Origin of the sequence: Kitasatospora sp. NPDC058046, assembly GCF_042885595.1 — a bacterium.
Classification (GTDB): Bacteria; Actinomycetota; Actinomycetes; order Streptomycetales; family Streptomycetaceae; genus Kitasatospora.
Map to the genome: position 1 here is coordinate 95,638 of NZ_JBHVRS010000019.1, position 26,620 is coordinate 122,257.

General features: G+C 74.2%; 27 protein-coding genes. 7 read left to right on the forward strand and 20 right to left on the reverse strand.

The features are described 5' to 3' along the window. Window positions 1–303 precede the first annotated feature (303 nt). The 9 genes from ACFVU7_RS31625 to ACFVU7_RS31665 all read right to left on the reverse strand — a co-directional run bounded on the left by ACFVU7_RS31625 (window position 304) and on the right by ACFVU7_RS31665 (window position 10,467). Window positions 304–1,149, reverse strand: a complete 846-nt coding sequence (locus tag ACFVU7_RS31625; protein ID WP_388048490.1) for an HAD family hydrolase — start codon at window positions 1,147–1,149, stop codon at window positions 304–306. Window positions 1,150–1,198: 49 nt separating this feature from the next. Then, window positions 1,199–2,473: a serine--tRNA ligase gene (serS, locus tag ACFVU7_RS31630; protein ID WP_074002021.1), complete on the reverse strand. Its 1,275-nt coding sequence runs from the start codon at window positions 2,471–2,473 to the stop codon at window positions 1,199–1,201. Between the two features lie 507 nt (window positions 2,474–2,980). Beyond that, window positions 2,981–3,916 carry a prephenate dehydratase gene (gene pheA, locus ACFVU7_RS31635; protein WP_049652857.1) on the reverse strand — a complete coding sequence of 312 codons (936 nt, stop codon included), beginning with the start codon at window positions 3,914–3,916 and terminating at the stop codon, window positions 2,981–2,983. A 160-nt stretch (window positions 3,917–4,076) separates the two neighbouring features. Continuing rightward, window positions 4,077–5,393: an iron uptake transporter deferrochelatase/peroxidase subunit gene (efeB, locus tag ACFVU7_RS31640; RefSeq protein ID WP_388048491.1), complete on the reverse strand. Its 1,317-nt coding sequence runs from the start codon at window positions 5,391–5,393 to the stop codon at window positions 4,077–4,079. A gap of 14 nt (window positions 5,394–5,407) precedes the next feature. Next, the gene (locus ACFVU7_RS31645) at window positions 5,408–7,444 is read right to left on the reverse strand and encodes a FixH family protein (RefSeq protein WP_388048492.1); all 2,037 of its coding nucleotides are present in this window, start codon (window positions 7,442–7,444) and stop codon (window positions 5,408–5,410) included. 13 nt (window positions 7,445–7,457) lie between these two features. After that, the gene (locus ACFVU7_RS31650; protein WP_388048494.1) at window positions 7,458–7,973 is read right to left on the reverse strand and encodes a copper chaperone PCu(A)C; all 516 of its coding nucleotides are present in this window, start codon (window positions 7,971–7,973) and stop codon (window positions 7,458–7,460) included. Next, window positions 7,970–8,629, reverse strand: coding sequence for an SCO family protein (locus ACFVU7_RS31655; RefSeq protein ID WP_049660017.1), 660 nt, complete (start codon window positions 8,627–8,629; stop codon window positions 7,970–7,972). Before ACFVU7_RS31655 ends, ACFVU7_RS31650 begins: the two co-directional genes overlap by 4 nt. Before the next feature lie 78 nt (window positions 8,630–8,707). Further along, entirely contained in the window at window positions 8,708–9,457 is a 750-nt protein-coding gene (locus ACFVU7_RS31660; protein ID WP_074002023.1) for a YcnI family protein, read from the reverse strand. A 185-nt stretch (window positions 9,458–9,642) separates the two neighbouring features. Next, window positions 9,643–10,467, reverse strand: a complete 825-nt coding sequence (locus tag ACFVU7_RS31665) for a hypothetical protein (RefSeq protein ID WP_387974281.1) — start codon at window positions 10,465–10,467, stop codon at window positions 9,643–9,645. Between the two features lie 229 nt (window positions 10,468–10,696). Here ACFVU7_RS31665 and ACFVU7_RS31670 point away from each other — a divergent pair, with 229 nt between their 5' ends. Continuing rightward, a complete protein-coding gene (locus ACFVU7_RS31670) occupies window positions 10,697–11,344 on the forward strand; it encodes an ATP-binding protein (protein WP_387828209.1) in 648 nt (215 codons plus the stop codon). Between the two features lie 143 nt (window positions 11,345–11,487). On the opposite strand, the gene ACFVU7_RS31675 is transcribed toward ACFVU7_RS31670, so the two are convergent. The 7 genes from ACFVU7_RS31675 to ACFVU7_RS31705 all read right to left on the reverse strand — a co-directional run bounded on the left by ACFVU7_RS31675 (window position 11,488) and on the right by ACFVU7_RS31705 (window position 17,331). Continuing rightward, window positions 11,488–12,747 carry an ABC transporter permease gene (locus ACFVU7_RS31675; protein WP_388048496.1) on the reverse strand — a complete coding sequence of 420 codons (1,260 nt, stop codon included), beginning with the start codon at window positions 12,745–12,747 and terminating at the stop codon, window positions 11,488–11,490. After that, entirely contained in the window at window positions 12,744–13,472 is a 729-nt protein-coding gene (locus ACFVU7_RS31680; RefSeq protein ID WP_388048498.1) for an ABC transporter ATP-binding protein, read from the reverse strand. Before ACFVU7_RS31680 ends, ACFVU7_RS31675 begins: the two co-directional genes overlap by 4 nt. Further along, a complete protein-coding gene (locus ACFVU7_RS31685) occupies window positions 13,469–15,049 on the reverse strand; it encodes a peptidoglycan-binding protein (protein ID WP_388048500.1) in 1,581 nt (526 codons plus the stop codon). Before ACFVU7_RS31685 ends, ACFVU7_RS31680 begins: the two co-directional genes overlap by 4 nt. A gap of 39 nt (window positions 15,050–15,088) precedes the next feature. Beyond that, window positions 15,089–15,664: a hypothetical protein gene (locus ACFVU7_RS31690; RefSeq protein ID WP_388048501.1), complete on the reverse strand. Its 576-nt coding sequence runs from the start codon at window positions 15,662–15,664 to the stop codon at window positions 15,089–15,091. Continuing rightward, window positions 15,661–16,584: a hypothetical protein gene (locus ACFVU7_RS31695; protein ID WP_049657152.1), complete on the reverse strand. Its 924-nt coding sequence runs from the start codon at window positions 16,582–16,584 to the stop codon at window positions 15,661–15,663. The genes ACFVU7_RS31690 and ACFVU7_RS31695 overlap by 4 nt, the downstream gene beginning before the upstream one ends. Before the next feature lie 99 nt (window positions 16,585–16,683). Continuing rightward, on the reverse strand, window positions 16,684–17,022 hold the full coding sequence (locus ACFVU7_RS31700; RefSeq protein ID WP_049657154.1) for a hypothetical protein: 339 nt from the start codon (window positions 17,020–17,022) through the stop codon (window positions 16,684–16,686). 84 nt (window positions 17,023–17,106) lie between these two features. Further along, a complete protein-coding gene (locus ACFVU7_RS31705) occupies window positions 17,107–17,331 on the reverse strand; it encodes a response regulator transcription factor (protein ID WP_049657156.1) in 225 nt (74 codons plus the stop codon). 238 nt (window positions 17,332–17,569) lie between these two features. Between ACFVU7_RS31705 and ACFVU7_RS31710 the strand changes: the two genes are divergently transcribed. Beyond that, complete coding sequence (locus tag ACFVU7_RS31710; RefSeq protein WP_049657159.1) at window positions 17,570–17,800, forward strand: hypothetical protein; 231 nt, start codon at window positions 17,570–17,572, stop codon at window positions 17,798–17,800. Between the two features lie 20 nt (window positions 17,801–17,820). Further along, on the forward strand, window positions 17,821–19,161 hold the full coding sequence (locus ACFVU7_RS31715) for an amidase (RefSeq protein WP_388048503.1): 1,341 nt from the start codon (window positions 17,821–17,823) through the stop codon (window positions 19,159–19,161). On the opposite strand, the gene ACFVU7_RS31720 is transcribed toward ACFVU7_RS31715, so the two are convergent. Next, window positions 19,158–19,799: a TetR/AcrR family transcriptional regulator gene (locus ACFVU7_RS31720; RefSeq protein WP_074002030.1), complete on the reverse strand. Its 642-nt coding sequence runs from the start codon at window positions 19,797–19,799 to the stop codon at window positions 19,158–19,160. The two genes, ACFVU7_RS31715 and ACFVU7_RS31720, sit on opposite strands and share 4 nt — an antisense overlap. 166 nt (window positions 19,800–19,965) lie before the next feature. On the opposite strand from ACFVU7_RS31720, the gene ACFVU7_RS31725 reads away from it, so the two are divergent. Further along, window positions 19,966–20,832: an alpha/beta hydrolase gene (locus ACFVU7_RS31725; RefSeq protein WP_375877071.1), complete on the forward strand. Its 867-nt coding sequence runs from the start codon at window positions 19,966–19,968 to the stop codon at window positions 20,830–20,832. Further along, on the forward strand, window positions 20,829–21,437 hold the full coding sequence (locus tag ACFVU7_RS31730) for a TIGR03086 family metal-binding protein (RefSeq protein ID WP_388048505.1): 609 nt from the start codon (window positions 20,829–20,831) through the stop codon (window positions 21,435–21,437). The genes ACFVU7_RS31725 and ACFVU7_RS31730 overlap by 4 nt, the downstream gene beginning before the upstream one ends. A 112-nt stretch (window positions 21,438–21,549) precedes the next feature. Here the strand turns inward: ACFVU7_RS31730 and ACFVU7_RS31735 are convergent, their stop codons facing one another. After that, complete coding sequence (locus ACFVU7_RS31735) at window positions 21,550–21,693, reverse strand: hypothetical protein (RefSeq protein ID WP_158077691.1); 144 nt, start codon at window positions 21,691–21,693, stop codon at window positions 21,550–21,552. Window positions 21,694–21,896: 203 nt separating this feature from the next. On the opposite strand from ACFVU7_RS31735, the gene ACFVU7_RS31740 reads away from it, so the two are divergent. Further along, the gene (locus tag ACFVU7_RS31740; protein ID WP_063780134.1) at window positions 21,897–22,718 is read left to right on the forward strand and encodes a protein phosphatase 2C domain-containing protein; all 822 of its coding nucleotides are present in this window, start codon (window positions 21,897–21,899) and stop codon (window positions 22,716–22,718) included. A 59-nt stretch (window positions 22,719–22,777) separates the two neighbouring features. Here ACFVU7_RS31740 and ACFVU7_RS31745 read toward each other — a convergent pair whose 3' ends face one another. Together ACFVU7_RS31745 and ACFVU7_RS31750 are read right to left on the reverse strand one after the other, a co-directional pair. After that, on the reverse strand, window positions 22,778–23,737 hold the full coding sequence (locus ACFVU7_RS31745) for a pirin family protein (protein WP_049651061.1): 960 nt from the start codon (window positions 23,735–23,737) through the stop codon (window positions 22,778–22,780). A 124-nt stretch (window positions 23,738–23,861) separates the two neighbouring features. Then, window positions 23,862–24,365 (reverse strand): SseB family protein, encoded by a 504-nt coding sequence (locus ACFVU7_RS31750; protein WP_049651062.1) that lies wholly within the window; start codon window positions 24,363–24,365, stop codon window positions 23,862–23,864. A 213-nt stretch (window positions 24,366–24,578) separates the two neighbouring features. Between ACFVU7_RS31750 and ACFVU7_RS31755 the strand changes: the two genes are divergently transcribed. Next, complete coding sequence (locus tag ACFVU7_RS31755; RefSeq protein WP_074002033.1) at window positions 24,579–26,408, forward strand: acyl-CoA dehydrogenase; 1,830 nt, start codon at window positions 24,579–24,581, stop codon at window positions 26,406–26,408. Window positions 26,409–26,620 lie beyond the last annotated feature (212 nt).

The following is a 26,620-nucleotide window of genomic DNA, read 5'->3' on the forward strand; positions in this document are numbered from 1 at the left end:
GAATCCCCCGATCGGCCTCACCCCACCCGCCGCCGACAGCCCCTCCGGCCCCGAACCCGGGGCCCAGGGCCCAGGGGCGGGTTCCTCCCCGCGCCCTGCGTCCCCGCCTTGGGCCCCGCCCCGGACCCCCGGGTGCGTCTCCTCCGCAGGCACCAAATCCCCGCGCCCCAGCAGGGGCGCGGGGAACTGCGCGGGGCGGAAGGCCGCAGCGGATGGCCCGAGCGCCGGCGGTTCTCCGGCTTCGGGCGGGGTTACGGGGTGTGCGAGCCCGGAGCACGGCGCACAAGGGCCGCGCCGGAGGTGTCAGCGCTGCGGGTAGAGGTGCTCCAGGACCGCGGCGACGCCGTCCTCGTCGTTGCTGGTGGTGACGGTGTCGGCGACGGCGAGGAGCTCCTCGTGGGCGTTGGCCATGGCGACGCCGTGGGCGGCCCAGCCGAACATCGGGACGTCGTTGGGCATGTCGCCGAAGGCGATGGTGTCGGCGGCGCGGACGCCCAGGCGGCGGGCGGCGACGGCCAGGCCGGTGGCCTTGGAGAGGCCGAGCGGGAGCAGCTCGACCACGCCGGCGCCGGCCATCACCACGCCGACCAGGTCGCCGGCGGCGCGGCGGGCGGCCTCGGCGAGGGCGTCGTCGGTGAGGGCGTGGTGCTGGATGTACAGCTTGCTGAGCGGGGAGTCGTACAGCCCGCCGCGGTCGACCCGGACGACCGGCAGGTCGGAGCCGATCAGTAGCTCGTAGCCGGGGCCGGCCAGCACCTGGCCGTCGAGGCCGTCCTGGTTGGCGGCGATGGCCAGCGGGCCGGTCTCGGCCTCGATCTTCTCGATCGCGAGCGCGGCGAGCCGCCGGTCCAGGGTGAGCGAGGTGAGCAGCTTGTGCGCGCCGGCGTCGTACACCTGGGCGCCCTGGCCGCAGACCGCTATCCCGGTGTAGCCGATCTCGTCGAAGACCGGGCGGGCCCAGACCGCGGAGCGCCCGGTGACGATGATGTGCAGCGCGCCCGCGCCGGTGGCCGCGGCCAGGGCGGCGCGGGTGCGCTCGGAGACGCTCTCCCCGCTGGTGAGCAGGGTGCCGTCGAGGTCGGTGGCGACCAGCCGGTAGGGCAGGTCGCCACCGTCGGGGGAGACGGGGCTGGGGCTGGTGGTGCTCATGGGCCGTACGTCTCCCGGGAGTGTCGCAGGTGGTGCTGGGCGGGCCGGCTTACTTGACCGGCTCGAGGACGGTCCGTCCGCCGAGGTACGGCCGCAGCGCCTCGGGCACGACGACCGAGCCGTCGGCCTGCTGGTGGTTCTCCAGGATCGCCACGATGGTGCGCGGGACGGCGACCAGGGTGCCGTTCAGGGTGGCGAGCGGGCGGGTCTTGCCCTCCTCGCGCATCCGGATCGACAGCCGGCGGGCCTGGTACTCGGTGGTGTTGGAGGTCGAGGTGACCTCGCGGTACTTGCCCTGGGTGGGGATCCACGCCTCGATGTCGAACTTGCGCGCGGCCGAGGCGCCGAGGTCGCCGGAGGCGACGTCGATCACCCGGTACGGCAGCTCCAGCGCGTTGAGGAAGTCCTTCTCCCACTGGAGCAGGCGCCGGTGCTCGTTCTCCGCGTCCTCGGGAGTGGTGTAGACGAACATCTCCACCTTCTCGAACTGGTGGACGCGGATGATGCCGCGGGTGTCCTTGCCGTAGGTGCCGGCCTCGCGGCGGAAGCAGGACGAGTAGCCGGCGTAGCGCAGCGGCAGCTTGTCGGCGTCGAGGATCTCGTCCATGTGGTACGCCGCGAGCGGGACCTCGCTGGTGCCGACCAGGTACCGGTCGTCCTCGGCGAGGTGGTACACGTTCTCGGCGGCCTGGCCGAGGAAGCCGGTGCCGTCCATGGCGGCCGGGCGGACCAGGGTCGGGGTGATCATCGGGATGAAGCCGGCCGCGGTGGCCTGGGCGATCGCCATGTTGACCAGGGCGAGCTCCAGCAGCGCGCCGACGCCGGTCAGGTAGTAGGAGCGGGCACCGGCGACCTTGGCGCCGCGCTCGGTGTCGATCGCGCCGAGGATCTGGCCGAGCTCGACGTGGTCGCGGGGCTCGAAGCCCTCGGCGGCGAAGTCGCGCGGGGTGCCGATCTCCTCGAGGGTGACGAAGTCCTCCTCGCCGCCGACCGGGGCGGCCGGGTCGATGAGGTTCGCCAGGGAGCGGAGCAGGCGGTCGGCCTCCTCCTTGGCCGCTCCCTGCTCGGCGTCGGCGGCCTTGACCTCGGCGGCCAGGTCCTTGGTGCGCTGGAGCAGGGCGGCCTTCTCGTCGCCCTTGGCCTGGGCGACCTGCTTGCCGAGCACCCGCTGCTCGCTGCGCAGTTCGTCGAAGCGGCTGCCCGAGGACCGGCGCCGCTCATCGGCGGAGAGGAGGGCGTCGACCAGGTCGACGTCCTCGCCACGGACGCGCTGCGAGGCGCGCACTCGGTCAGGGTCCTCACGGAGCAGGCGAAGGTCAATCACAGGCCCAAGCGTACCGGGAGACCGTTCCTCCACCGGTACGGCTTTTTCCCTGGGGATAACTCGCCCGCGCCTGTGGATAACTCCTGTGGGGAACTCTCCGCCGCCGGGTTATCCACAGGCCGGGCCCCGGGCCTGTGGATCAAAGGGGAGGATTGCCTTCCGCGTGAACGAACCAGGGAATTGAGGTTTCAAACCTCAATCAACCTTCTCGGGTGAGGGAATTGAAGCACTCGGACGGGTGATTTGCTGGCAACCGGGTGACTCTGGTCCGATTGGTCATCTCTGCGACGCAAACCGATGGTCCGACCGGGTCTGGGCAATGGCTATACCGGTTTGTCGACTCGTCCCCAGGCCTGTGGATAACTCCGGGCTGTGGACAGCGGGGAGCCCTGTGGACAGCGGTCTCCGGCCCCGACGGCCCCTGTGGACGACGGTGCGGTCACCCGCCCGGGCCGCCCGGGCCGGGCGAAAACAGTCGGAAAAGTCCGGAAGGACTCGAGGAGAAGCTCAGATGTCCCCGCGGCCGTCGAGCGCGCGGGAGAGCCAGTCCGCCGCCGAGGTGAAATCCCCGTCCGAGGTCCCCGGTCGGCGGTGGGTGGACTCCTGCCGGTCGGCGCGCGGATAGGAGCCGAGGTACCGCACCTGCGGGCAGATCCGCTTGAGCCCCATCATCGCCTCGCCGACCCGGCGCTCGGACAGGTGCCCCTCGCAGTCGATCAGGAAGCAGTAGCTGCCCATGCCCTCGCCGGTCGGGCGGGACTCGATCCGCATCAGGTTGACCCCGCGCACCGCGAACTCCTGGAGCAGTTCCAGCAGCGCGCCCGGGTGGTCGTCCGGCAGCCAGACCACCATCGAGGTCTTGTCCGCGCCGGTCGGCGAGGAGACCCGCCCCGGGCGGCCGACCAGGACGAACCGGGTGGCCGCGCTCTTCGCGTCCGCGATCTCCTTGACCAGCGGCTCCAGCCCGTAGATCGGCGCCGCGAACTCGCCCGCGAACGCGCCGTCGTAGCGGCCCTCGGCGACCAGCCGGGCGCCGTCCGCGTTGGAGGCCGCCGACTCCCAGTCCGCCTCCGGCAGATTGGCCGCCAGCCAGCGCCGCACCTGCGGCTGGGCCACCGGGTGGCTGGTCACCGTCTTGATCCCGGACAGCTCGGTGCCCGGCCGCACCAGCAGCGCGAAGGTGATCGGCAGCAGCACCTCACGGTAGATCATCAGCGGTGTGCCGGAGGCGAGTTCGTCGTTGGTCGCGGTGACCGCGCCCTCCACCGAGTTCTCGATCGGGACGAACGCCCCGGCCGCCTCCCCGCCGCGCACCGCGTCCAGCGCCAGCGCCACCGAGGACAGCGGCACCAGCTCCCGGGTCGCCGCCTCGGGCAGGGTGTGCAGGGCCGCCTCGGTGAACGTGCCGGCCGGTCCGAGGTAGGTGTAGCGGGTGGCCGACATGACGCCTCCGTGGGGTTCCGGGGTACTGCGCGGGCAGGGTGTGCCGAAGCAGTCACCCTAACGATTCAACGGCCCCGGCGGCCAAGCGTTCCAGTGGCCGGGACCGCGGCGGTGGATCCCGGGGGTCCGTGGTCGGACCCCCGGGGAACCGTCCGGGGAACTACCCCTCCAGCAGCTGCCGGCCGAGGTAGCCGCCGGGCGGCGCGCCCGGCGGCAGCGCGTACAGGCCGCTCGCCTCGTGCCGCAGGAAGCGGGAGAGGCCGTCGCCCCGGGAGAGCTTGCGCTGCACGGGGGTGAAGCCCTTGCCCGGGTCGTTCTGGAAGGCGAGGAAGAGCAGCCCGGCGTCCGGTGAGCCGTCCGGCAGCAGCCCGTCGTGGTACGAGAAGCCGCGCCGCAGCATCGCCGCCCCGCCGTTGGCCGCCGGGGCGGCGACCCGGATGTGCGCGTCGGCGGGGATCGCCAGGGTGCCGTCCGGGCCCTGCGCGGTGAGGTCGACCGGGGAGCGCTCGCCGGCCCCGGCGGGCGCGCCGAGCGGGGCGCCGTCCGACTTGCGCCGCCCGATCACCCGTTCCTGCCGGTCCACCGGCAGCGCCTCCCAGTTGTCCAGCAGCATCCGGATCCGCCGGAACACCAGGTACGAGCCGCCGGCCAGCCAGGCCGGCTGGTCGCCACCGGCGGCGCAGAACACCTTGGCGGCGAAGCCGTCCTCGTCCGGCCGGGGGTTGTTGGTGCCGTCGATCTGGCCCATCAGGTTGCGCCCGGTCACCGGTTGGGCGGCGGCGCCGGGGGTGCGGGCGAAGCCGGCCGACTGCCAGCGCAGCGCCGCCGTACCGGCCGCCAGCCGCTGGAGCACCCGCAGGGCGTGCACCGCGACCAGGGCGTCGTCCGCGCCGATCTGGACGAACAGGTCGCCGTCGCCGCGGGCCGGGTCGAGCGCGTCGCCGGGGAAGGCGGGCAGCGGTGCGAGCCCGGGCGGGCGGCGGTCGGCCAGCCCGGCCTTGTCGAACAGCGTGGCGCCGAAGCCGACCGTGACGGTGAGCGAGCAGGGCCCGGCGTCCAGCGCGACCTGGTTGTCGAACTCCTCGGACGGCTCCCCGGCGGTCAGCCGGTCGGCCGCCTTCGTCCAGCGCTGGAGCAGGGTGCGCAGCCCGTCCCGGCCGACGCCCTCGGCCAGGTCGAAGGCGGCCAGCTGGACCCTGGCCTGCGGCGGGTCGGTGATCCCGGCCTGGTGCTCGCCGCGGAACGGCACCCGGGCCGCGCCCAGCGCGCCGCCCGGGCCGGCCGCGGCCCGGCCGCTCCGGTCGGGACGGTCGTAGGCGACCGCCCCGGCGACGCCCGCGCCGGCCCCGACCAGCAGCCCGGCCCCGGCGGTGCCGAGCAGCGCCCGCCGGGTGAAGCCCGCGGGCCCCGCCGAAGCGCGGTCCGCCGGGCCGTGGCTTGTCGGTTTGCGGCCTGACGAAGCGTGGTCCGTCGACATGTCGGTCACCCCGCTCACCCGATCTTGAACTGCTGGGTCGGGGTGGTCTGGTCGATGTCGGAGGAGCGGATCTGCACCGACACCACCCAGGTGCCCGCCAGCGGCAGCTGCGCGGTGCCGCTCCAGCGACCGGTGCCCTCCGGGGTGAGCGCGACCGGCAGCGGACCGAGGTCGCGGTCCGGCAGGGTGAAGGCGAGTTCCACCTCGGGGACGTCCACCGGCTGCCCGTCCGCGCCGTCCAGCGCGAGCTTCACCTCGTTCGGCCCGGTCCGGGCCGGGTTGAGGGTGACGGTCGCGGTGCCCTTGGCGTTCGGCGTCCGGCCCTTGGTGTCGTACGGGAGCTTGAGGTCGACGGTGCGGCCCGGCTCGGTCTGCGGCGCCGCGGCGGCCCCGCCGGCGGCCGGAGCGGCGGCCGCCCCGGCCTTGACCTCGCCCGCCACCCGCCCGGGCGGGGAGTTGGTGAGCATCGTGGTGACCACCAGCACCGCCACCGCGACCAGCGCCTCGACCAGCACCGAGCGGCGCAGCCCGGCCCGGGTCGGGGTCAGCCCGCGGTCGCGTCCGGCGCTCCGCAGCGCGGCCCGCTGGCGCTCCAGCTGCGCCTGCCGGGCCGGGTCCTCGCTGTGCGCCGCCACGGCGACCGGCTCCGGCAGCTCGGCCGGTGCGACCTCGACCGCCTCGGCCGGGGCCGAGCGCAGCCTGGCCAGCCAGGAGCGGGAGATCCAGGCGACGCCGAGCATCGCGGCCACGCAGCCGCTCTTCACCAGCAGCAGCCGCCCGTACTCGGTGCCGGTCAGCGCGCCCCAGCTGCCCAGGCCCCGCCAGGACTGGTAGATCCCGGTCCCGGCCAGGACGGCCACCGAGCCGAAGGCGATCTTCGAGAAGCGGTCCACCACCTCGGCGCCGACGCCCTCGCGCAGCGCGACCAGCAGCGCGGCCAGCCCGCCCAGCCAGAGCGCCATCGCGATCAGGTGCAGGATGCCGAGCGGCAGCGCCAGCCAGACCTGGATGCCCACCGAGGCGTGGTCGGCGCCGACCCAGGTCGCCGAGAGGGCGACGGCCAGCACCAGCCCGGCCACGCCGAGGCCGAGCCGGGCCTCGCGCTGCGGCCGTTCGGCGACCCGCCGCTCCAGCGCGCGCAGCTCGGCGGCCTCGGCGTCGTCCTCGGCGGCCGCGCCGCGCGCGAGGTCGTCGGTGCCGGCCTCCTCCTCGTCCCGCGGCTTCGGCACGACCGGCCGCGGCGGCTGCCCCAGCTGCCCGACCAGCAGCGACAGGAACACCCCGCCCGCCGCGAGCAGCAGCAGCCGGGCGGCCAGCGCGGTGCCGATCCGCTCGTCCAGCGTGGCGCGCACCAGCGACAGGTCGAAGGCCTGCCCGATCCCGGAGCCGCGCTCGTACGGGCCGCGCAGCATCAGCACCGCGACGGTGGAGACCAGCAGCGCCGTCCAGCCCGTCATCAGCAGCCGCTGCACCCGGCGCCGGGCGGTGCCGGCCGGCCAGCAGAGCAGCACGAAGGCGGCGACGCCGACCAGCAGCGCGAAGGCGGCGTACGCGACGGTGCGCCCGGTGCCGTACAGGGCGGCGACCAGGCCGTCGGCCTCGGCGCCCTGGAGCGCGGTGGCCGACACCGAGGTGTCCGAGGGCGCGCCGATGGAGAAGGTGAACGCCCCTCCGACCGGGTGGGAGTCGTCCGAGACGGCCCGCCAGGCCACCGTGTAGGTGCCGTTGGCGAGTCCGTCGCGCAGCCCGACCCGGGCGGTGTTGCCCTTGCCGTCGGCGTGCGCCGGGTTGCCGGTGTCCACGGCCTTGCCGGCCGGGTCGAGCACCCGGACGGAGTCGTTGGAGAGCGAGACGGACTCGCTGAAGGTCAGCGTCACCGCCTGCGGGGCGGTGGCGACCACCGAGTTCTGCCGGGGGTCGGTGGAATCCAGGGTGGCGTGCGCGGAGGCCGGCCCGGCGCCCGCGAGCATCAGCGCGAGCAACGCGCCGAGCACTCCGAGCACCCCGGCGATCCGGCGGTGGGTGGCCTTCTCCAGGCCGGCCGACTGCATGGTGGCGGTCCCCTTAACTCTGGCCGGGGCGGTAGGTGAGCTCCTTGACCGGCACCTTGACCGAGATGGTGCCGGACTTGGCGAAGGTGAGGTCCAGCTCCAGCTCGTCGCCGAGGACCGGGGCCTTCTGCCATCCCATGATCATGAGGTGGTTGCCGCCCCGGGCGAGCTGCAGCGCGCCGTGCGCGGGGACGTCGAGGCTGTCCACCTGCTCCATGGTCGACGCGCTCGAGCGGTGCATGGTGACCGACTCGGCGGCCGGGCTGCTCACCTTGAGCAGCTGGTCCTGCCCGCCGTCGTTGCGGACGGTCAGGTAGCCGGCCGCCATGCCGCCGGCCGGGGGGAGCGGGATGTAGGAGTCGGCGACGCTGAGCCTGGCCGGCCCGGCGGCGGCACCGTCCTGGCCGCCCGCGCCGCCGCCCGTTCCGCAGGCGGCCAGGATGGCGCCGCCGCCCAGGGCCGTGGCGACGACGGCGCCGAGCAGGGCGCTGCGGCGGAAGCGGCCGGTCCCGGTCTGTGCCGGGTTCACGCCGCGACCCCCTTGGCGAGCAGCGGCAGGTCGTGCTCGTAGGTCTTCTCCTCGGTGCCGCTCATGTAGAGCACGTGCGCCTTGTCGTCCGAGGGGAGGAAGGCCAGCACCTGCGCGCCGTGGGTGGAGGTGACCGTGCCGTCCGCGTTGACGACCGGGTCCTCGATCATGATGCCGAGCGACCTGGCGGCGGTCTTCACCTTGGCCAGGTCCCCGGTGAGGCCTATGAAGTCGCTGCCCATCGAGTCCAGCCAGGTGCGCAGCACCTGGGGGGTGTCGCGCTGCGGGTCGGTGGAGACGAAGACGACGTTGACCTTCTGCCGCTCCTCCGCGGGGAGCGCCTTCATCGCGACGCCGATGTCGCCCATGGTGGTCGGGCAGACGTCCGGGCAGCTGGTGTACCCGAAGAACAGCAGGGTGGCCTTGCCGTTGGTCTGCTGGCGCAGGTCGAAGGGCTGGCCGGCGGTGTCGGTCAGCTGGAGGTCCGGCTTCTCGAAGTTCTTGGCGAGCTTGGTGCCCTGGTACGGGGTGTCCTCCTTCTGCCGGGTGACCTTGGCGGCGGTGGAGCCGCCGCCGGAGGAGCCGCAGGCGGAGAGGGTCAGGGCGGCGGCCAGCGCGAGGGCGGCCGCGCCGGCCAGGCGGGTGGTGCGGGGCATGGGAGTTCCGATCGTGCGGGGTGGGCCACCGGTGGGGCCCGTACTCGTGGTCCGGGTACGGGCCCTACCGGCGTGGGGTCAGGAGGCGGCGTTGCCGCTCTTGCGGCGCAGGCCGAGCACACCGACGGCGGTGCCGATCACACCGACGACGATGCCGACCACGCCCAGGGTGCGGGCGGTGGAGTCGCTGGACTTGGCGTCGCCGGAGGCGGCGGCCTGGTCGGAGCTGCCCCCGTGGGCGCCCGCGGCCGGGGAGGCGGTGACGCCGTGGCCGTCACCCTCGGCGGCCTTGGTGAGCTTCAGGACGGGCGCGGGCTTGGCCGGCTCGGGCTGGCCGTCCTTGGTCTCGTCGATCCAGCGGGCGATGTCGCCGTTGTCGTAGGTCTGGAGGGTCTTGAAGACCAGGTTGTCGGTGTCGGTCGGCAGCGGGCCGAGCGAGACCCGGAACTCCTGGAACTGGCCGGGGGCGATCTTGGTGCCGGCGTCGGCGGTCCAGGTGATCTTGGAGACGGCCTCGGTGACGTCGTTGCCGTGCACCTTGATCGGCTTGTCGAGCTTGGCCTTCTCGACCGCGGCGGTCCAGCCCGGCAGCGGCAGGGTCCGGACCGAGGCCAGCGGGTGGTCCAGCGGGAGGTTGACCTCCAGCTTCACCGTGCCCGCCGTGTCGCTCTCGTTCGGCACCCGGAAGTCGACGGCCGTGTAGCCGCCCTGGGCGGCCGCACCCGGGTTCACGGTGACGTGCGCGAAGGCGGGGCCGGCCAGCGCCACCACGGACGCGGCGGCGGTGAGGGCGACGGCGGCGAGACGGCGGGCGGGAAGGGAACGCATGATGCGGGTCTCCGATCGGAGCTCGGCGGCAGCCGGAACCGGCGACGGACGGGAGCCGTGCCGCGGGGGCCGCGGGGGTGGGGACGCGGGGGTGGAGCCTCGGGCCGCCCCGGTGGTCGGGGGAACGGCCGGACGGTACGCACGCCGGGCACCCGGGACGGCCGAGGGCCGCCAGGAAACGCCGGTCAGTACGCGAGGGCCCCGCACGGCGGGCCACGCCGCACCACGCTGTGCCGCAGCACGGCACCCGCCGGGAGCGGGCTCTCCCCGCCCCGGGCACCGAACCGGCGGGCCGGGCCGACCGTCCCGAACAGACCGCGCAGCAACGCGGCCACCAGCGCGAACGCCGTACGCAGCGGCGCCGCCCAGTGCTCCCGGGCGGCCGTGGCGGCCACCCGCAGCAGCTGCCACAGGGCCGCCTCGCCGCGCCGCAGCCACCAGCCCGCGACCAGCGCGGCGCCGAGGTGCCCGGCCAGCATCGACGGCGTCATGCCGAAGACCCCGGCCTGCCACCAGGGAGCGGCGGCGAACGCGTGCGGGTCCAGGCCCGCGGAGGAGACCAGCTGCTCCGGGGACGGGCTGCCCGGCAGGCCGAGCAGCGTGCCGGGGCGGGCCTCGTTGCAGATCAGCCGGCCGGCCACCTGCGGCACGGTCAGCGGACCGGAGCCGCCGTGGTGCATGCCGGCCATGGAGCCGCCGAAACCGTTGAAACCGTGGAAGAGGCAGTGCAGTCCGAGCTGCCCGGCGCCGAGCGCCCCGGCGATGGCCGCCAGCGAACGCTCCCGCCCGCCGCAGACCACCGCGAACGCCAGCACCGCGGCGAAGCCCAGCGCCAGCGCGGTCGGCGGCACGTTCCCGCCACCCGCCAGGGCGTGCCCGGCGGCGGCTATCAGGGTGCACACCAGCGCGAACGGGACCGCCCGGGCAAGCCGCAGGTCCCAGGCGGCGGACCCCACCGGCTGGGCCGGTCCGGGGGCGCCCGGGAGCGGGGCGGCGGCGAGGGCAGTCATGGCCGGGCCATCCTCTCATTGCGTACGCCGCCGACACGGGCAGGGTGGGAAATCCCTACGAATGCCCCTTTCGGCGGCGCGTGCGAGGGGGCGTACGCGTCGCCCGGCACAGACCCCGGCCCCCGGTCCATCCGCCGAACGGGCGGTAGCGGCCCCCGGGCACGGTTCGCCGGGGAATCGCCCGGAGATACCTAGTTGTATGTGGAGCCGCAGCCAGGAGGGACCTCCCGTGGACATCTGGTGGACTCTGCACCTCAAGCGCGACCCGGCCAGCGTTCCGCTGGCCCGGCGCATCCTGCTCGGTGCGATGGCGACCGCGGGCGTCGACCCGCAGATCGCGGACGACCTCGGCGTCGCCCTCACCGAGGCCTGCGCCAACGCCGTCGAGCACGGCGCCACCGGGCGGCCCGACGACGGCTTCCAGGTCACCGCCTCGATCTGCGGCGACCGGCTGCGGATCGAGGTCACCGACTCGGGCCCCGGCCTGCCGGCCCCCGCCCCCGCCGGGGCCGCCGCCGTCCGCCGCACCCCCGCGCCGGACCAGGCCCGTCCGGCGGTGGCCGGCCGGGCGCCCCGCCGCACCCGCCGCGGCCGCGCCACCGTCCCGGCCCGCGTCCTCGCCGCGTACGGCCCCCGCCGTGACGGCCACCCGTACGACACCCACGTCCTGCCCTGTCGCCCCAGCGTCCCCACCCTGCGCCCGGTCGACCTGGACACCCTCCCCGACCTCACCGCCGAGTCCGGCCGCGGCCTCTTCCTCATCCACGCCCTCACCGACCACGTCCAGCTGCGCAACCACCCGCTGCGCGGGGCGATCGTCAGCTTCGACAAGATCCTCAAGTGGCAGGACGACGCGTTGCTGAGGGCGGCGTCGTAGGGCGGGTGGGGGGTGTCGGGGGTGGGGCTGCGGGGGCGGTCGTCGGCTTCGACAGGATCCTGAAGTGGCGGGACGACGCGTTGCTGAGGGCGGCGTCGTAGGGCGGGCTTCGTTGTAGGGGACGGCGGGGGAGCCGGGGGCGGTCAGTGGCGCAGGGCTTCGGCCGGTTCGACGGCGGCGGCCCGGAGGGCCGGGTAGAGGCCGGCCAGCAGGCCCACCAGGCTGCCGGCCAGGGGTGCGGGCAGGACCGTCCAGGGCTGGAGCAGGGCGGTCCAGTCGCGGGCCAGCGCGACCAGCACCACGACGGCCACGCCGATCGCGGTGCCGATCAGCCCGCCGAGGGTGCCGAGCACGGTGGACTCGGTGAGGAACTGGGCCGCGATGTGCCGGGGCCGGGCGCCGAGGGCGCGCCGCAGGCCGATCTCGCCGGTGCGCTCCAGGACGGCGACCAGCGTGGTGTTGGCGATGCCGACCGCGCCGATCACCAGGCAGATGGCGGCCAGCAGCAGGAACAGCCCGGTGAGGTCGGTGGAGACGGAGTCCCGCAGGGTGTGCGGGTCGGGCGGGGCGAGGGCCTCGAAGTCCTTGGGGGCTTCCGGGCGCAGGGCGGTCGGGGCCTGGGAGGCGACCAGGGCGGCCGCGCCGGTCCGGGTGCGGACCACCATCCTGGCCCGGCCGTTCTCCCCGGGCGGCGGGTTGCCCCAGAGCGTTCGCGCGGTGGTGGTGGGCACCATGACGTCGAGCGCGGTCTCGGGCAGCCGGGCGCTTCCGTCGATGATGCCGATGACGGTGAAGCCGACGCCGTTGACGAACACCGCAGGGTGGGCGTCGAGGCGGCTGATGCCGAGCCGTCCGGCGGCGGCCGAGCCCAGGACCGCGACGCGCAGGCCGCGTTCGCTGTGGAAGGCGTTGTAGACGGTGCCGGCGGAGACCCGGGCCTCGATCGCGTCGAAGCCGCCGGGGGAGAGCGCCAGGACGTTGAGCCCGGCGCCGGAGCCGGTGCCGGGCACCGGGGAGGTGGAGATCTTCGGCTCGGTCAGCGGCGCGCTCCAGTAGACCCCGGCCGCGACCGCGCCGTTGAGCCGGCCCACCCGGCGGTCGGCGTCCTCGGGGAAGTCCATGGCGGCCCGGTGCTGGCCGTTGCCGAGGACCACCTCCGCTCCGCGGCCGACCAGGGTGACCGTGGTGTTCTGCAGCGCCGAGAAGCGCTTGCCGATCTGGCCGGTGGCGCTGGAGGTGAGCCCGAGGACGGCGACGAAGGCGCCGACGCCGAGGACGGTGCCCAGCAGGGTGAGCACCGACCGGCCGGGCCGCTGCACCATGCCGGACAGCGCCTCGCTCAGCAGGTCGGTCAACCCGAGCCGGGAGAGCGGGACTTCGGTGGACGTGGCGCGCCTCCTCACCGTTCGACCGCCGCCCCGGTCGCGCTCAGCCGGCCGTCCCGGATGGTGATGGTCCGCCGGGCCCGTTCGGCGACCTCGCGGTCATGGGTGATGACCAGCAGGGTCAGGCCGCTCCCGTGCAGTTCCTCGAACAGCTCCATGACCCGCAGGGCCGTCGCCGAGTCGAGGTTCCCGGTCGGCTCGTCGCACAACAGGAGCGACGGCCGGTTCACCAACGCCCTTGCCACCGCGACGCGTTGGCGTTCACCGCCGGACATCCTGGAGGGCAGGGCCTCGGCCCGGTGGCCGAGGCCGACCTGGTCCAGGACCCATCGGGCGGCGTCGGCCCGGCCCGCCCTGGCCGATCCGTTGTAGACCTGGGCGAGCATCACGTTCTCCAGTGCGGTCCGGTACGGCAGCAGGTGGAAGGACTGGAAGACGAAGCCGATCCGGCGCCCGCGGAGCGCGGTGCGGCGGGCCTCGGAGAGCGCGCCGGTGTCGATGCCGTCGAGTTCGTACGTGCCGCCGCTGGGCCGGTCGAGCAGGCCGAGCAGGTTGAGGAAGGTCGACTTGCCGGAGCCCGAGGGGCCGATCACGGCGGCGTACTCGCCGCGGGCGACCTCCAGGTCGAGGGGGTACAGGGCGGTGACCGGCGGTGGGCCGGGGAAGGTGCGGAACGCCCCGCGCAGCCGGATCACCGGGGTGTCGCGGTCGGCTCCGGCGCGCTCTGTCCCGGCCCCGCTCACCGGCCGACCACGACCTGCTCGCCGGGCTTGAGCTCGGCTCCGGCGGCGGGCTTGACCTCGACGAAGCCGTCCGCGGCGACGCCCGCCGTCACCTCCACGGTGCGCCGGGTGCCGTCGGTGCCCGCGACGGACACCGAGGTCCGGCCGTCGACGCCCGAGCTGATGGCGGAGGAGGGCACGGCGAGCACCTCGCCCTGGGTGGAGGCGGCGACCACGGTGATCCGGACGTCCTGGCCCTCCAGGGCCGGGTCCCAGGGGGCGTCGGGGGTGACGACGAGCGGGACGTAGGGGTCGGTGCCGGCGCCCGGGGCCGCCGGTGCCGCGCTGGCGGCGCCGCCTCCACCCCCGCCACCCCCGCCGCCACCGGGGCTTCCCGGGGTGACGAGCGCGCCCACCGAGCCGACCTTGGCGGTGAGTTGGACGCCCGTGGTCTCGGACAGCACGGTGACGTCCATGCCGGGCTTGACCAGCGGGGCGTCGCCGGGGAGCAGGTGGCCGGTCAGGTTGAGGCCGCCGGCGGTGAGAGTGAGGACCGGGGCCGTCACCTTGTCGCCGACCCTGGCGCCGACGGCGCCCACCCGGGCCGGCAGTGCGGGCAGGAAGACCACCTCGGCGGCGGGCAGTTGGGGGCCGTCCTTGGCCTGGGCGCGGGCCAGGTCCTGCTGCTTGGCGGTGAGATCGGCGCGGGCCCGGGCGAGCGCGGCGGCACCTCCGGAACCGGCGCCACCGGAACCGGCACCACCGGAACCGGCACCTCCGGCGGGTGCGCCGGTCCCGGTGGCTCCCGGGGCCGGTGCGCCGTTCTTGCCGGCCGCCGGGGCCGTGGTGGCCGGAGTGGCCGCCGCGGTCGGCTCGCCGCCGCCGCGGGCGGGCTGGCTCTCCAGGTCCCGGACGGCCTGTTTGGCCTGGTCCACGGCCTGCTGGGCGGTCCGGACGGCGGTGGCGGTCTGGTCGCCGGTGGTGGCCGCCGGGTAGCCGAGCTTCTGGTAGAGCCTGGCCACGGCGGCCTTGGTGGCGGCCCCGAAGTACCCCTTGTCGTCGCCGCCCGGGTAGTACCCCATGTCCCGGAGCACGTCCTGCAGTTGGCCGATGTCGCCGCCGGACTCGCCCGGTGCCATGTCGCGGTAGGCGGGTGTCGAGCCGGGCAGGGCGATCACCGGCCGTCCGGACACCTCGGCCAGCACCTGCCCGGAGTCCACCGCGTCCCCGCTGTTGACCTTCAGCGCCGTCACGATCGGGGTGCCGCCGCCCGGGCCGCCGGCGCTGGCCGAGACCGCGCCCGGCTGCACCGGGAAGGACTGGCCGGCCGTGAACACCCCGCGCAGGACGGTGGTGTTGGAGAGCACCCGCTGCACCACTGGTGCCGTGAGCACCGAGGCGGGCGGCGCCTTGGCGTCGGCGGCGGCCTGCTCCGGCGAGCGGATCAGGGTGGCGGCCCACATCCCGCCCCCGGCGGTGACCGCCGCGACCAGGGCGATCACGACGATCAGCCGCCGCCGTCGACGCGGGGTGGACCCGGCGGGGGTGGCGGGTTCCGCTGCGGTGGCCTCGGGCTCGGGTGTTTCCACGGCTTCCATTTCCGGTACGTCTTCCGGTGCTTCGCGCTCGGACGGGGGTCAGCTGCTGCGGGGCGGGGCGGCGGTGCCCCCGGGGCACGGCAGCGGGTTCTGGATGTCGGTGACCTTCCACACCCCGTCGATCCGACGCATCGTCATGATGCTGAGCTGCTCGGGTCTTTGGCCGACCTGGCTGATCTCGTGGCCGGTGCCCGCGTCCACGATCCGCCAGGCGTTCAGGTCGACGCAGTCGTACAGCCGGCGGGCCTCCCCGTCGGTCCGCACGCCGAGCAGCCGGTGCTTCACCTCGCCGCTCATGTGCTGCCCCTCCTGGCGCAGTTGGTCCACCGAGGCGCGCAGGATGGAGAGGTTGGGCTCGTCGGCGTGGGCGTCCAGCGGCGCGGCGGCGACGTCGCCGGCCCGGGCGACCTTCGTCCACTCGTCCCAGTAGGCGAGGTACGGCTGCCGCAGGTCGTCCCCGACCGCGGTCAGCCGCTCGCCGTTCGGGCCGGTGGCGGTGGTGCGGTCCGGGGCGGCCGAGGAGGTGCCGGAGCAGCCCGCGGCGGCCAGGACGGCGGCGCAGGCCAGGGCGGCGGCGGCCGTCCGCGCCGGGCGGCCGGGCCGGGCGCGGCTCACTGGCCGTGCTCCCGCAGCACCGTCGCCGCCTGGTCGAGCTGGGACTGGATGGCGGCGCGGTAGGCCTTCAGCTCGTTGTCGTGCTGCTCGATCAGCTGTTTCTGGATGGCGCTCTGGACGCCGAAGGCGATGCCGGAGAGGTTGGTCTGCCGGGTGCAGGCGACGTCGGCCTTGGCGGTGTCGATCTCCCGCTGGGTCACCGTGGGGCCCCAGGACTCGGTGCTGAGGCTCTCGGGGTTGCCGTAGGCGTAGCCCCGCTGCTTCATGCAGGACGCCCATTCGGTGGTGGCGGCGACCACCCGGGCGTCCGCCTTGGTGCGGTTCATCGACTGGCCGGTGAGGTCCCCGTAGACGTCGGCGGCGGGCGGCTTGTCGCCCTTGAGCTTGCGGTCGGCCTCGCCGGTGCAGCCGCCGGGCGGGGTGCTGCCGCCGGCCGGCTCGCCGCCGGTGGGGGACTTCAGCCCGGACAGCGCGGTGAACTCGGCGGGGTTCATCGGACTGCCGCTGCCGACCTTGGCTCCTCCGGCGGTGCCGGGCTGGTGGAACCCGTACTGGGCGGCCTGCGCCTCGTTGAGGAACCCGTACGGCGTGGGCATGTCGTCCTTGCCGGCCTTGGTGAGGTCGGCGTTGTTCGGCTGCCAGGAGGCGAAGCCGAGCCGCTTCATGCAGTCCTGGGTGAGCAGGCCCTGCGCCTTCGCGATGCCGGTCAGCTCCTGGGGGCTCGCCGCGAAGGCCCGCAGCGGGAGCTGCTGGGTGTCGGCCACGGTCGTCGGGGTGGGCGTCGCGGTCAGGGCGGGCGCGGCGGCCTGGCCGCCGGTTCCGCCGGTGGCCGGGGCGGCGCTCCCGCCGGAGGAGCAGCCGGTGAGCAGGGCGAGCCCGGTGGCGGCGACGACCAGGGCGGTGCGGCGGTGGGACCTCACGAGTGGACCTCATCGGGTGGGCGGGCCGGTAGTCTCGGGCGGAGCCCTCTTCGCCCCATTAGCGGTGGGGCGAAGAGGGCCGTGGTGCGGTGGAGCAGATCAGCACTTGGTCCACTGGTTCGAGAGGGCACCGGAGATGTAGTCCTCGAAGGTGTAGCCCCAGACGCCGGTGGCCCGGTCGGTGTTGCTGTCCCAGGCGGTGTAGCCGTTGACGGTCGAGCCGTTGGTGTAGCACCAGTCGTTGGTGCCGTGGCCCGGGTAGCCGATGCCGTTGATGGAGGAGTTGGTGTACGGGCCGCTGCGGATGTTGGCGGCGGTGGTGTAGTCGCTGACGTAGAGGGCGTTGGCGGCCCCGGTGCCGAGGGTCAGCGCGGCGACGGCGGCGGCCGCCACGGTGGCCACGCGGCCCATGCGGTTCTTGAGCATGGTGAGTCCCATCTCTCTTGGTGCGGAGGGTAGTTGTCGATGCCCGGAGTGGGGCCAGGACATCTCAGCACCGGGCCGGACGGTCCACCAGTGTCCTCAGGTACAGTCCTCCAGCCGGAACAGCAGGGCCGCCTGGGCCAGTTGGATGCGCGAGCACACGCCGAGCTGCTCGAACAGGGCGGCGGTGTGCGCCTTGACGGTCCGCTCCTCGATCCGCAGTTCGGCGGCGATCTCCTGGTTGGACAGGTCGGTTCCGATGAGTTCGAGGACTTGGGCGCGGCGCTGGGAGAGCCCCCTGACCCGGTCGGCCGCCGCGCGCATTCTCGAAAGATGATCGATCGTCAAAAGCTGTGCATCGCCCATCGGTTCCCCCCGTAGCCGAGTGTGGAGCGTACGCACGACAAGTCTCGGCCGGGCGGTAGGCCCAGTCAACGTGGATGTTACGGAGAGAGACGCTCCGGATGTCCGCGGTGATCCGGCCGGGGGCGGGCCGTACGGGCCGCCGGCCGGCGGTTCCGCTCCGGTTGCCGGGTGCGCGCGGCGGTCGGACGATGGGGGCATGATGCACCAGATGCGGGCCGAGTACGGCGCCGGCGGCGAGGCCGGCGGGGTGCGGCTGTGGCACATGGTCCGGGGCGAGGAGAGTGTGGCGATGTGCGGCCGCGAGCTCGACCCGGCCGCGCGGGTGCGGGAGGCGGTGGACTGGGGGAAGACCCCGGAGCTGTGCTGCCACACCTGCGGGGCGTACTTCCTGCGCGAGGCGCCGTACCTGGCGGCCGAGCACCCGTAAACGGCGCTACCGTGCTCGGCATGGAGGAATCCCTCGTCCGGCCGTCGCCGTTGACCGATGAGGCCGCCGGGCTGCGCGCCGGTGTGCCGGAACTTCCCGAGTACGTGGACCGGTTGTGCGCGCTGGTCGAGCGGGTGGACCCGCTGATCCACGCGTTCGTGCCGGAGCCCGGGCGGTACGACCGGCTGCGGTCGCGGGCGCGCGAGCTGGCCGCGCGGTACCCGGAGCCCGACGGGCGGCCGCCGCTGTACGGGGTGGCGGTGGGCGTCAAGGACATCGTGCACGTGGACGGGCTGCCCACGCACGGCGGTTCGGCGCTGCCGCCCGGGGTGCTGGCCGGGCCGCAGGCCGTGGTGGTGGACCGGCTGCTGGCGGCGGGGGCGATGGTCGCGGGCAAGACGGTGACCGCCGAGTTCGCCGCGAGCGCCCCCGGCCCGACCCGCAATCCGCACCGGCCGGGGCACACCCCGGGCGGCTCCAGCAGCGGTTCGGCGGCGGCGGTCGCGGCCGGGCTGGTGCCGCTGGCGATCGGCACCCAGACGGTCGGCTCGGTGATCCGCCCGGCCGCGTACTGCGGGGTGGTGGGCTTCCGGCCGACGTACGGGCGGATCCCGATCGCGGGGGTGATCCCGAACGCGCCGAGCCTCGACACCCTGGGGACCTTCACCGCCGACCTGGCGGGCGCGGCCCTGGCGGCCCCGCTGCTCTGCGACGACTGGCGGGGAGACGGCCGGCTTCCCTCCCCGGACCGGATCGGCGCCGGGGAGGTCCGGCCGCCCGTGCTCGGGGTGCCGGACGGGACGTACCTGGAGTGCGCCGAGCCGGCCGCGCTGCGCGCCTTCGAGGAGCAGCTGGCCCGGCTGGCGCGGGCCGGGCTCACGGTGCGCCGGGTCGAGCTGTTCCCGGACTTCGCCGAGGTCGTCCGGCAGCTGCAGACGGTCAACCGCTTCGAGCTGGCCCGCGGCCACGCCGACTGGTTCGCCCGCTTCGGCGGGCTCTACCGGCCGGAGACGGCGGCGGGCATCCGGGTCGGCCGGGGCGTCGCGGCCGAGGACCGGGAGGCCGCCCTGCGGTTCCGGGGGCGGCTGCGCGAGCGGGTGGCCGCGGCGGGCGCGGCGGCCGGGGTGGACCTGTGGCTGGCGCCCTCGGCGACCGGCGGGGCGCCGGAGGGCCTGCACAGCACGGGGGACGCGGTGATGTCGCTGCCGTGGAGCTTCCTCGGGCGCCCGGCGCTGAGCCTGCCGGCCGGGCGGACCGGGGACGGGCTGCCGCTGGGCCTCCAGGTGGTCGGCGCGCCCGGCGGGGACGAGCTTCTGCTGGTCCAGGCGGCTTTCGTCGAACGGGAGTTGACGGAGCGTTAGGCGAGCGCCGGGTCGGCCGGGTCGGCGGCCTCGGCGCGCAGCAGGCGCAGCAGCAGGCGGCCGGCCCGCTCGTACGGGGTGTCCTCGTCGTGCAGCACGGCCTGGGAGTTGGCCGTCTCCAGGACGGCGATCAGGGCGAAGGCGAGGTCCCCGAGGTCGGTGTCGGGGCGCAGGGCGCCGGCCGCCCGGGCGGCGGCGAGGGTCTCGACGACGGTGTCGGACCACTCCCGGGCGCAGCCGGCCAGGGCGTCCCGGACGGCGCCGGGGCGGGCGTCGAACTCGGCGGTGACCTCGTAGAAGAAGCAGCCGCCGGGGAACACCCGGGCGCGGGAGTAGGCCAGCCAGCTCTCGCAGAGGGCACGGGCCCTGGCGAGGCCGGGCGGGGTGTCGGCGACCGGGGCGACGACGGCGTCGGCGAAGATCCGGCGGGCGGCGCGGACGGTGGCCAGCTGCAGCTCCTCCTTGGAGCCGAAGCCGGCGAAGACGCCGCTCTTGCTGAGCCCGAGGTCGGTGGCGAGGCGGCCGATGGAGAGCGCGTCCAGGCCCTCGACGGAGGCGATCCCGACGGCGCGGCGCAGCACCGCGCGGCGGGTCTCCTCGCCGCGCAGGACCCGTCCGTCCGTGGTCGTTCCGGCCATCGTCCGCGCCCCTGTTCCGCTCGCCTGTTCCGCTCGCCCTGCGTGCCGCCCAGGGTAGTGGGTGCGCCGTGGCGGCCTCGGAAAGCCCTGAAAACTGCACGAACGGTCGTGCTAATATCTCGCCGCGAACGAGGCAGGACAAGGAGCGCGAGAGCAGGGAGACCCGATGGACCCGACCCGCGGACTGATCCGTACGACCCTCAACCCCACCGCCCGGATCGCCCCCGGCCTGGCCGGGCGGGCCGCCTTCGAGCTGTTCACGCACCCGGTCCGGCGCAGCCGGGTGCGCGCGTCGGAGCGGGAGGTGCACGGACGGGCGGCCACCGAGCGGCTCGCCGTGAACGGCAAGGCGGTGGTCGGCTACCGCTGGGGGAGCGGCGAGCGGCCGGTCCTGCTGCTGCACGGCTGGCGCTCCCGGGCCTCCCGGTTCGCCCCGTACGTGCCCCGGCTGCGGGCGCTCGGGCTGAGCGTCGTCGCCTTCGACGCGCCGGGCCACGGCGACTCCGGCGGCCGGACCACCGGCGTGCCGGAGTACCGCGAGCTCGCGCTGAGCCTCCAGGAGCGGTACGGGCCGTTCGAGGCCGTGCTGGCGCACTCGCTGGGCGTCTGCGCGGCCTTCGGGGCGCTGGCCGACGGCCTGCGGGCGGGCCGGCTGGCGGCCGTCTCCGGGGTGTCCCGGGTGGGCTTCTTCCCGGCCGCGTTCTGTGCCGGGCTCGGGTTGGACGCCGAGGTCGAGCGGGCGCTGCGGGAGCGGATCGAGCGGGAGCTGTTCGGCGGGGACGCCGGGGGCTGGGAGCGCTTCGACGCGGCCCGCCGGGTCGGGGCGGTCGACGGGCCGGTCCTGGTCGTGCACGACGAGGGCGACACTGTCGTCCCGCCGAGCGAGGCGTACCGGCTGCGCGAGGCGTACGGGGAGCGGCTGGAGCTGACCATCACTCAGGGCCTGGGCCACAGCAGGATTATCGCGGAGCCGACCGTTGTTGATCAGGTGATCGGATTCATCTCTGCCGGCCGGGAGGTCGCTGTCGTATGAGGATCGTCGAACTGCACGCACAGGCCATGGAGTTGGCCGTCCAGGTGGTGGACGGCCTACGGCCGGACCAGCTCGACCTGCCCACCCCCTGCGCGGGGTGGACGCTGCGCAAGCTGCTGGAGCACTGCGTCGGCCAGCACCAGGGCTTCGCCGCGGCCGCCCGCGGCGCCGGGCCGGACCTGGCGCTGTTCGCGGACGCCCCGCTCGGCGCCGCCCCGGCGGGCGCCTTCCGGCGCACCGGGACCGACCTCACCGAGGCCTTCCGGGAGGCGGCCACCGCGGACCGGCCGATCTGGCTGGCCGAGATCCGCGACGGCGGCCCCTTCCCGCTCACCCAGGCGGTGGGCTTCCACCTGCTGGACACCCTGGTGCACGGCTGGGACGTCGCCGCCGCGCTCGGCACCCAGGACGCGCTGGTCGCGGCGGTGGACGGCGACGACGCGCTGGCCACCGCGCTGCTGACGGTGACCGAGGCCGTCCCGAACACCGAGGAACACCGGGCGCCCGGCCGGGCCTTCGCCCCGGGGCTCGAACCCGGCGGCGGCACCGGCCGGTTCGACCGCGCCCTGGCACTGCTCGGCCGCGACCCGGCCTGGAAGCCGTAACGGCCCTGTCCGCCCCGGGGCTTCCGAAACACAGCCCCGGGGTTTCCGGAACACAGGGGATTCCGGAAACCCCGGGGCCTGCCTTCGGCCCGCGTCCGCGGTCGGGCAGGCCCTACGGGCGGCGGGCGGCCCCGGCGCCCCGGCTCTCGGGGCCGCGCTGCTCGTCGGGGAAGCGCGGGCCGCCGATCAGGAAGAGCAGTGCGGCGGTCGGGAAGCCGAGCGAGGCGGCCAGCAACACGATGAACTCCCAGAACATCTTCCGCTCCTCGTCAGTCGCGGGCCGCCCGGACACCCGAAGGTGATCCCAAACCCGACCCGCTCCGATTGGCCGAATCGTCCGGTCACTGTCCGACGGTATGGCCGAATCACCCCGGCTGCCACCGGGCGCCGGCCCCCGGCCCGCGCCACACCGGCGCACGGGTCTGGGCGCGGGCCGGGGGCGGCGGCCACACTGTCGGGATGCAGCTACAGCTCGCAGGGGAAGCACGGCGGCCCGACCGCGAGAGCGAGGACTTCGCGGTGGCCTCGCCGGAGGCGCTGGTCCTGCTGGACGGCGCGAGCTCGCCGGTCGGCCTGGAGTCCGGGTGCCGGCACGGGACGGCCTGGTACGTGCGCCGGCTGGGCGTGCACCTGCTCGCCCGGCTCACCGACCGGGCGGACCGCTCGATCGCCGACTGCCTGGCCGACGCCATCGTGGAGACGGCCGCGCTGCACGGCGGCCGCTGCGACCTGGCCCACCCGAACACCCCCGCCGCGATGGTCGTCGCGGCCCGGCGGCACGGCGAGGCGCTGGAGTACCTGGTGCTCGGCGACTCCCTGCTGGTGCTGGAGTTCAAGGACGGCCCGCCGAAGGTGATCGGGGACAACCAGCGCTTCCCCGGCGGCGAGGAGCTGCGCCGGCAGGTCTGGGAGACCGTCCCCGGCTCGGCCGAGCGGGCCGCGCTGCACCTGGAGTACGTGCTGGCCGTGCGCGCCGCCCGCAACCGGGGCAACGGACCGTGGATCGCCGCCGCCAGCCCTCGGGCGGCCGAGCACGCCGAGACCGGCTCCGTCCGGCTGGACCGGTTGCACGCGCTGGCCGCCCTCACCGACGGCGCCTCGCGCTACACCGAGCGCTTCGGGCTGGGCAGTTGGGGCGACGTGCTGCGGCTGCTCGCCGAGTCCGGGCCGGGCGAGCTGATCGCCCAGGTCCGGGCGGTGGAGCGGGCGGACGCGGGCTGCGAGCGCTGGCCGCGCGGCAAGACGCACGACGACGCCTCGGCCCTGTACGCGCTGCTGTAGGCGGTGGACGCGCGAGGGCCCGGACCGGGTGCGGTCCGGGCCCTCGCGAGCGGGCGGGCTCAGTGGCCGTCGGCGGGGATGGTGCCGAGGCGGCCGGCCTGGAAGTCCTCCATGGCCTGCTGGAGCTCGCGGTGGCTGTTCATCACGAACGGGCCGTAGTGGGCGACGGGTTCGCGGATCGGGAGGCCGCCGAGGAGGACGACCTCGAAGTTGTTGTCGCGGGAGTCCTGCTTCTCGTCGGCGCGCAGGGTGATCGAGTCGCCGTCGCCGAAGACGACGGCCTGGCCCCGGTGGAAGGGGCGGTGCTCGGTGCCGGCCGAGCCGTTGCCGGCGAGGCCGTAGGCGAGGGCGTTGAAGTCGGCGCGCCAGGGCAGGGTGATCTGGGCACCGGGGTTGATCGAGGCGTGGATCATGGTGATCGGGGTGAAGGTGGTGCCCGGGCCCTGGTGGCCGTCCAGCTCGCCGGCGATGACGCGCAGGAGCGCGCCGCCGTCCTCGGTGCTGAGCAGCTTGACGCTGCCGCCGCGGATGTCCTGGTACTTCGGGGTGATCATCTTGTCCGAGGCGGGCAGGTTGACCCACAGCTGGAGGCCGTGGAACAGGCCGCCGGACTGCACCAGGGACTCCGGCGGGGTCTCGATGTGCAGCAGGCCGGAGCCGGCGGTCATCCACTGGGTGTCGCCGTCGGTGATGGTGCCGCCACCGCCGTGCGAGTCCCGGTGGATGAACGTTCCGTCGATGATGTACGTGACGGTCTCGAAGCCGCGGTGCGGGTGCCAGGGGGTGCCCTTGGGCTCGCCGGCCGCGTAGTCCACCTCGCCCATCTGGTCCATCATGATGAACGGGTCGAGGTACTTCTGGTTGATCCTGGCGAAGGCGCGGCGGACGGGGAAGCCCTCGCCCTCGTAGCCCTCGGGGGCGGTCGCCACGGTGAGGACCGGCCGTGCGCTCGTGACGGCGGGGTCCGGCGTGGTGACGCGCGGGAGGGTCAGCGGGTTGTCGACGGTCACGGCGGGCATGTCGGCCTCCTTCGGGGGGTGTCTGGCCTACATCCATGAGGTTAGTTCAATCCTCAACAACAAGCAAGTTGAAAGTTGAACTATGTAGTGACGAAGGAGCGCGGGGCTCCTCGTCCAGCATGGCTCAGCCGTACATCCGGCGCATCGTGAAGTCGACCATCTGCTCGACGGCCTTGGCGTCGAACACCATCCGGTGCTCGCCCTCCATGTCCAGCGCGAAGCCGTAGCCGGTCGGCAGCAGGTCCAGGACCTCGGCGCCGGTGACGGTGAAGTGTTTGGAGTCCTTGCCGGCGTAGCGGCGCAGCTCCTTCAGCGAGCTGAACATCGGGATCACCGGCGTCGGGGTGTTGTGCAGCGCCAGGAAGCCGGGGCGGTCGCCGCGGGGGCAGTGCACCTTCGAGGTGATGAAGATCGCCTGGAAGTCCTCGACCGCCATCGAGCCGGTGGTGAAGGCCCGGACGGCGTCCGCGAGTGAGGGCGGCGAGGGTTCGGGGTACAGGGACTGCTGGGGGGCCTGCGACTGCCCGCCGTAGGCGTCGGGTCCGGGCATGCCGTTCATGCCCTGCTGCGGTCCCGCCTGCTGCTGGTAGGGGTCGCCCGGGTATGTGTTCTGGTCATATCCGTACACACGGACAGGCTAGCGGGAGCGCACCCCTCTCCGCTGGCACCGATCCTGACAAGGAGTGGCCGCGTCGGCTGTGGGACGTGACCACGTTCATAGCGGATTCGCCGGCGGGGGCTTGCCCAAGTTACCGCTGGGTAGCATCATGATGCCTACTGGTGGGTACGGGACGCCGGAACGCGGCGGTCTCCCGGAAGCGACGAACCGGAGATAACGGCCATGGGTCACTACAAGTCCAACCTGCGGGACGTGGAGTTCAACCTCTTCGAGGTGTTCGGCCGCGAGCAGGTGTACGGCACCGGACCGTTCGCGGACATGGACGTCGAGACCGCGAAGAACATCCTCAGCGAGATCGCGCGCCTCGCCGAGAACGACCTCGCGGCGTCCTACGCCGACACCGACCGCAACCCGCCGGTCTTCGACCCGGAGACCAGCACCGCGCCGATCCCGGCCACCTTCAAGAAGAGCTACCAGACCTTCATGGACGCCGAGTGGTGGCGCCTGGGCATCCCGGAGTCGATCGGCGGCCAGGTCACCCCGAACTCGCTGATCTGGGCCTTCGCCGAGCAGATCCTGGGCTCCAACCCGGCCATCTGGATGTACTCCTCCGGCCCGGCCTTCGCCGGTGTCATCGCCGAGGAGGGCACCGAGGAGCAGCTCGAGGTCGCCAAGCGGATGACCGACCGCCTGTGGGGCTCCACCATGGTCCTCACCGAGCCCGACGCGGGCTCCGACGTGGGCGCCGGCCGCACCAAGGCGATCCAGCAGGAGGACGGCTCCTGGCACATCGAGGGCGTCAAGCGCTTCATCACCTCGGGCGAGCACGACATGTCCGAGAACATCATCCACATGGTGCTGGCCCGCCCCGAGGGCGGCAAGCCGGGCACCAAGGGCCTGGGCCTGTTCATCGTCCCCAAGTTCGACTTCGACTGGGAGACCGGCGAGCTGGGCGAGCGCAACGGCGTCTACGCCACCAACGTCGAGCACAAGATGGGCCTCAAGGCCTCGAACACCTGCGAGATGACCTTCGGCGCCAAGCACCCGGCCAAGGGCTGGCTGCTCGGCGACAAGGTCGACGGCATCCGCCAGATGTTCAAGATCATCGAGTTCGCCCGGATGATGGTCGGCACGAAGGCCATCGCCACCCTCTCCACCGGCTACCTGAACGCCCTGGAGTACGCCAAGGAGCGCGTGCAGGGCGCCGACATCTCGCAGTTCCTGGACAAGACCGCCCCGCGCGTCACCATCACCCACCACCCGGACGTGCGCCGCTCGCTGCTGACCCAGAAGGCCTACGCCGAGGGCATGCGCGCGCTGGTGCTGTTCACCGCGTCCACCCAGGACGACATGATGGCCGCCAAGCTGCGCGGCGAGCACGACGAGGCCGCCGAGCGCCTCAACGACCTGCTGCTGCCGATCGTCAAGGGCTACGGCTCGGAGAAGTCCTACGAGCAGCTCGCCCAGTCGCTGCAGACCTTCGGCGGCTCCGGGTACCTCCAGGAGTACCCGATCGAGCAGTACATCCGGGACGCCAAGATCGACACCCTGTACGAGGGCACCACGGCGATCCAGGGCCAGGACTTCTTCTTCCGCAAGATCGTCAAGGACGGCGGCCAGGCGCTGACCGCGCTGTCCGAGCAGATCCAGAAGTTCGTCGACTCGGCCGCCGGCGGCGACGCCCTGGCCGCCGAGCGCAAGCTGCTCGGCAAGGCCGCCGAGGACCTGGCGGCCATCGTCGGCAAGCTGATCGCCGACCTGACCTCGGTCGAGCAGGACGTCAAGAACATGTACAAGGTGGGCCTGAACACCACCCGCCTGCTGATGGTCTCCGGCGACGTCGTGGTCGGCTGGCTGCTGCTGCGCCAGGCCGTGGTGGCCCTGGCCAAGCTGGAGGCCGGCGCCTCCGAGAAGGACGTCCCGTTCTACCAGGGCAAGGTCGCGGCTGCCCGCTTCTTCGCCAAGAACGTCCTGCCGACCGTCACCCCGCAGCGCCTGATCGCCGAGGGCATCGACAACGAGATCATGGACCTGGCGGAGGAGGCCTTCTAGGCCCGTCCGGGACCGCCGGGCCCGTCCGGGCCCGCGCACCCCTCGAACCGCCTGACACATCCTCGCACCGAAGGGCCCGGCTGCCACCGGGCCCTTCGGTGCGTCCGGGGCCGTGGCCGGGGCGTGCGTCCGGCGCCGTGGTCCGGGTGTGCGTCCCGGCGTGCGTCCGGCGGCGGAAAGCTCCGACCGTGCGCGGCGGTTCACGGTCGTGT

What these genes read in the sequence shown, in the direction of transcription:
- ACFVU7_RS31625 (WP_388048490.1), bottom strand. Translation starts at nt 1,149, where the DNA reads ATGAGCACCACCAGCCCCAGCCCCGTCTCCCCCGACGGTGGCGACCTG.
- pheA (WP_049652857.1), bottom strand. Translation starts at nt 3,916, where the DNA reads ATGTCGGCCACCCGCTACACCTACCTCGGACCGGCCGGCACGTTCACC.
- efeB (WP_388048491.1), bottom strand. Translation starts at nt 5,393, where the DNA reads ATGTCGACGGACCACGCTTCGTCAGGCCGCAAACCGACAAGCCACGGC.
- ACFVU7_RS31645 (WP_388048492.1), bottom strand. Translation starts at nt 7,444, where the DNA reads ATGCAGTCGGCCGGCCTGGAGAAGGCCACCCACCGCCGGATCGCCGGG.
- ACFVU7_RS31655 (WP_049660017.1), bottom strand. Translation starts at nt 8,629, where the DNA reads ATGCCCCGCACCACCCGCCTGGCCGGCGCGGCCGCCCTCGCGCTGGCC.
- ACFVU7_RS31660 (WP_074002023.1), bottom strand. Translation starts at nt 9,457, where the DNA reads ATGCGTTCCCTTCCCGCCCGCCGTCTCGCCGCCGTCGCCCTCACCGCC.
- ACFVU7_RS31665 (WP_387974281.1), bottom strand. Translation starts at nt 10,467, where the DNA reads ATGACTGCCCTCGCCGCCGCCCCGCTCCCGGGCGCCCCCGGACCGGCC.
- ACFVU7_RS31685 (WP_388048500.1), bottom strand. Translation starts at nt 15,049, where the DNA reads ATGGAAGCCGTGGAAACACCCGAGCCCGAGGCCACCGCAGCGGAACCC.
- ACFVU7_RS31700 (WP_049657154.1), bottom strand. Translation starts at nt 17,022, where the DNA reads ATGGGACTCACCATGCTCAAGAACCGCATGGGCCGCGTGGCCACCGTG.
- ACFVU7_RS31705 (WP_049657156.1), bottom strand. Translation starts at nt 17,331, where the DNA reads ATGCGCGCGGCGGCCGACCGGGTCAGGGGGCTCTCCCAGCGCCGCGCC.
- ACFVU7_RS31710 (WP_049657159.1), top strand. Translation starts at nt 17,570, where the DNA reads ATGATGCACCAGATGCGGGCCGAGTACGGCGCCGGCGGCGAGGCCGGC.
- ACFVU7_RS31715 (WP_388048503.1), top strand. Translation starts at nt 17,821, where the DNA reads ATGGAGGAATCCCTCGTCCGGCCGTCGCCGTTGACCGATGAGGCCGCC.
- ACFVU7_RS31720 (WP_074002030.1), bottom strand. Translation starts at nt 19,799, where the DNA reads ATGGCCGGAACGACCACGGACGGACGGGTCCTGCGCGGCGAGGAGACC.
- ACFVU7_RS31725 (WP_375877071.1), top strand. Translation starts at nt 19,966, where the DNA reads ATGGACCCGACCCGCGGACTGATCCGTACGACCCTCAACCCCACCGCC.
- ACFVU7_RS31730 (WP_388048505.1), top strand. Translation starts at nt 20,829, where the DNA reads ATGAGGATCGTCGAACTGCACGCACAGGCCATGGAGTTGGCCGTCCAG.
- ACFVU7_RS31735 (WP_158077691.1), bottom strand. Translation starts at nt 21,693, where the DNA reads ATGTTCTGGGAGTTCATCGTGTTGCTGGCCGCCTCGCTCGGCTTCCCG.
- ACFVU7_RS31740 (WP_063780134.1), top strand. Translation starts at nt 21,897, where the DNA reads ATGCAGCTACAGCTCGCAGGGGAAGCACGGCGGCCCGACCGCGAGAGC.
- ACFVU7_RS31745 (WP_049651061.1), bottom strand. Translation starts at nt 23,737, where the DNA reads ATGCCCGCCGTGACCGTCGACAACCCGCTGACCCTCCCGCGCGTCACC.
- ACFVU7_RS31755 (WP_074002033.1), top strand. Translation starts at nt 24,579, where the DNA reads ATGGGTCACTACAAGTCCAACCTGCGGGACGTGGAGTTCAACCTCTTC.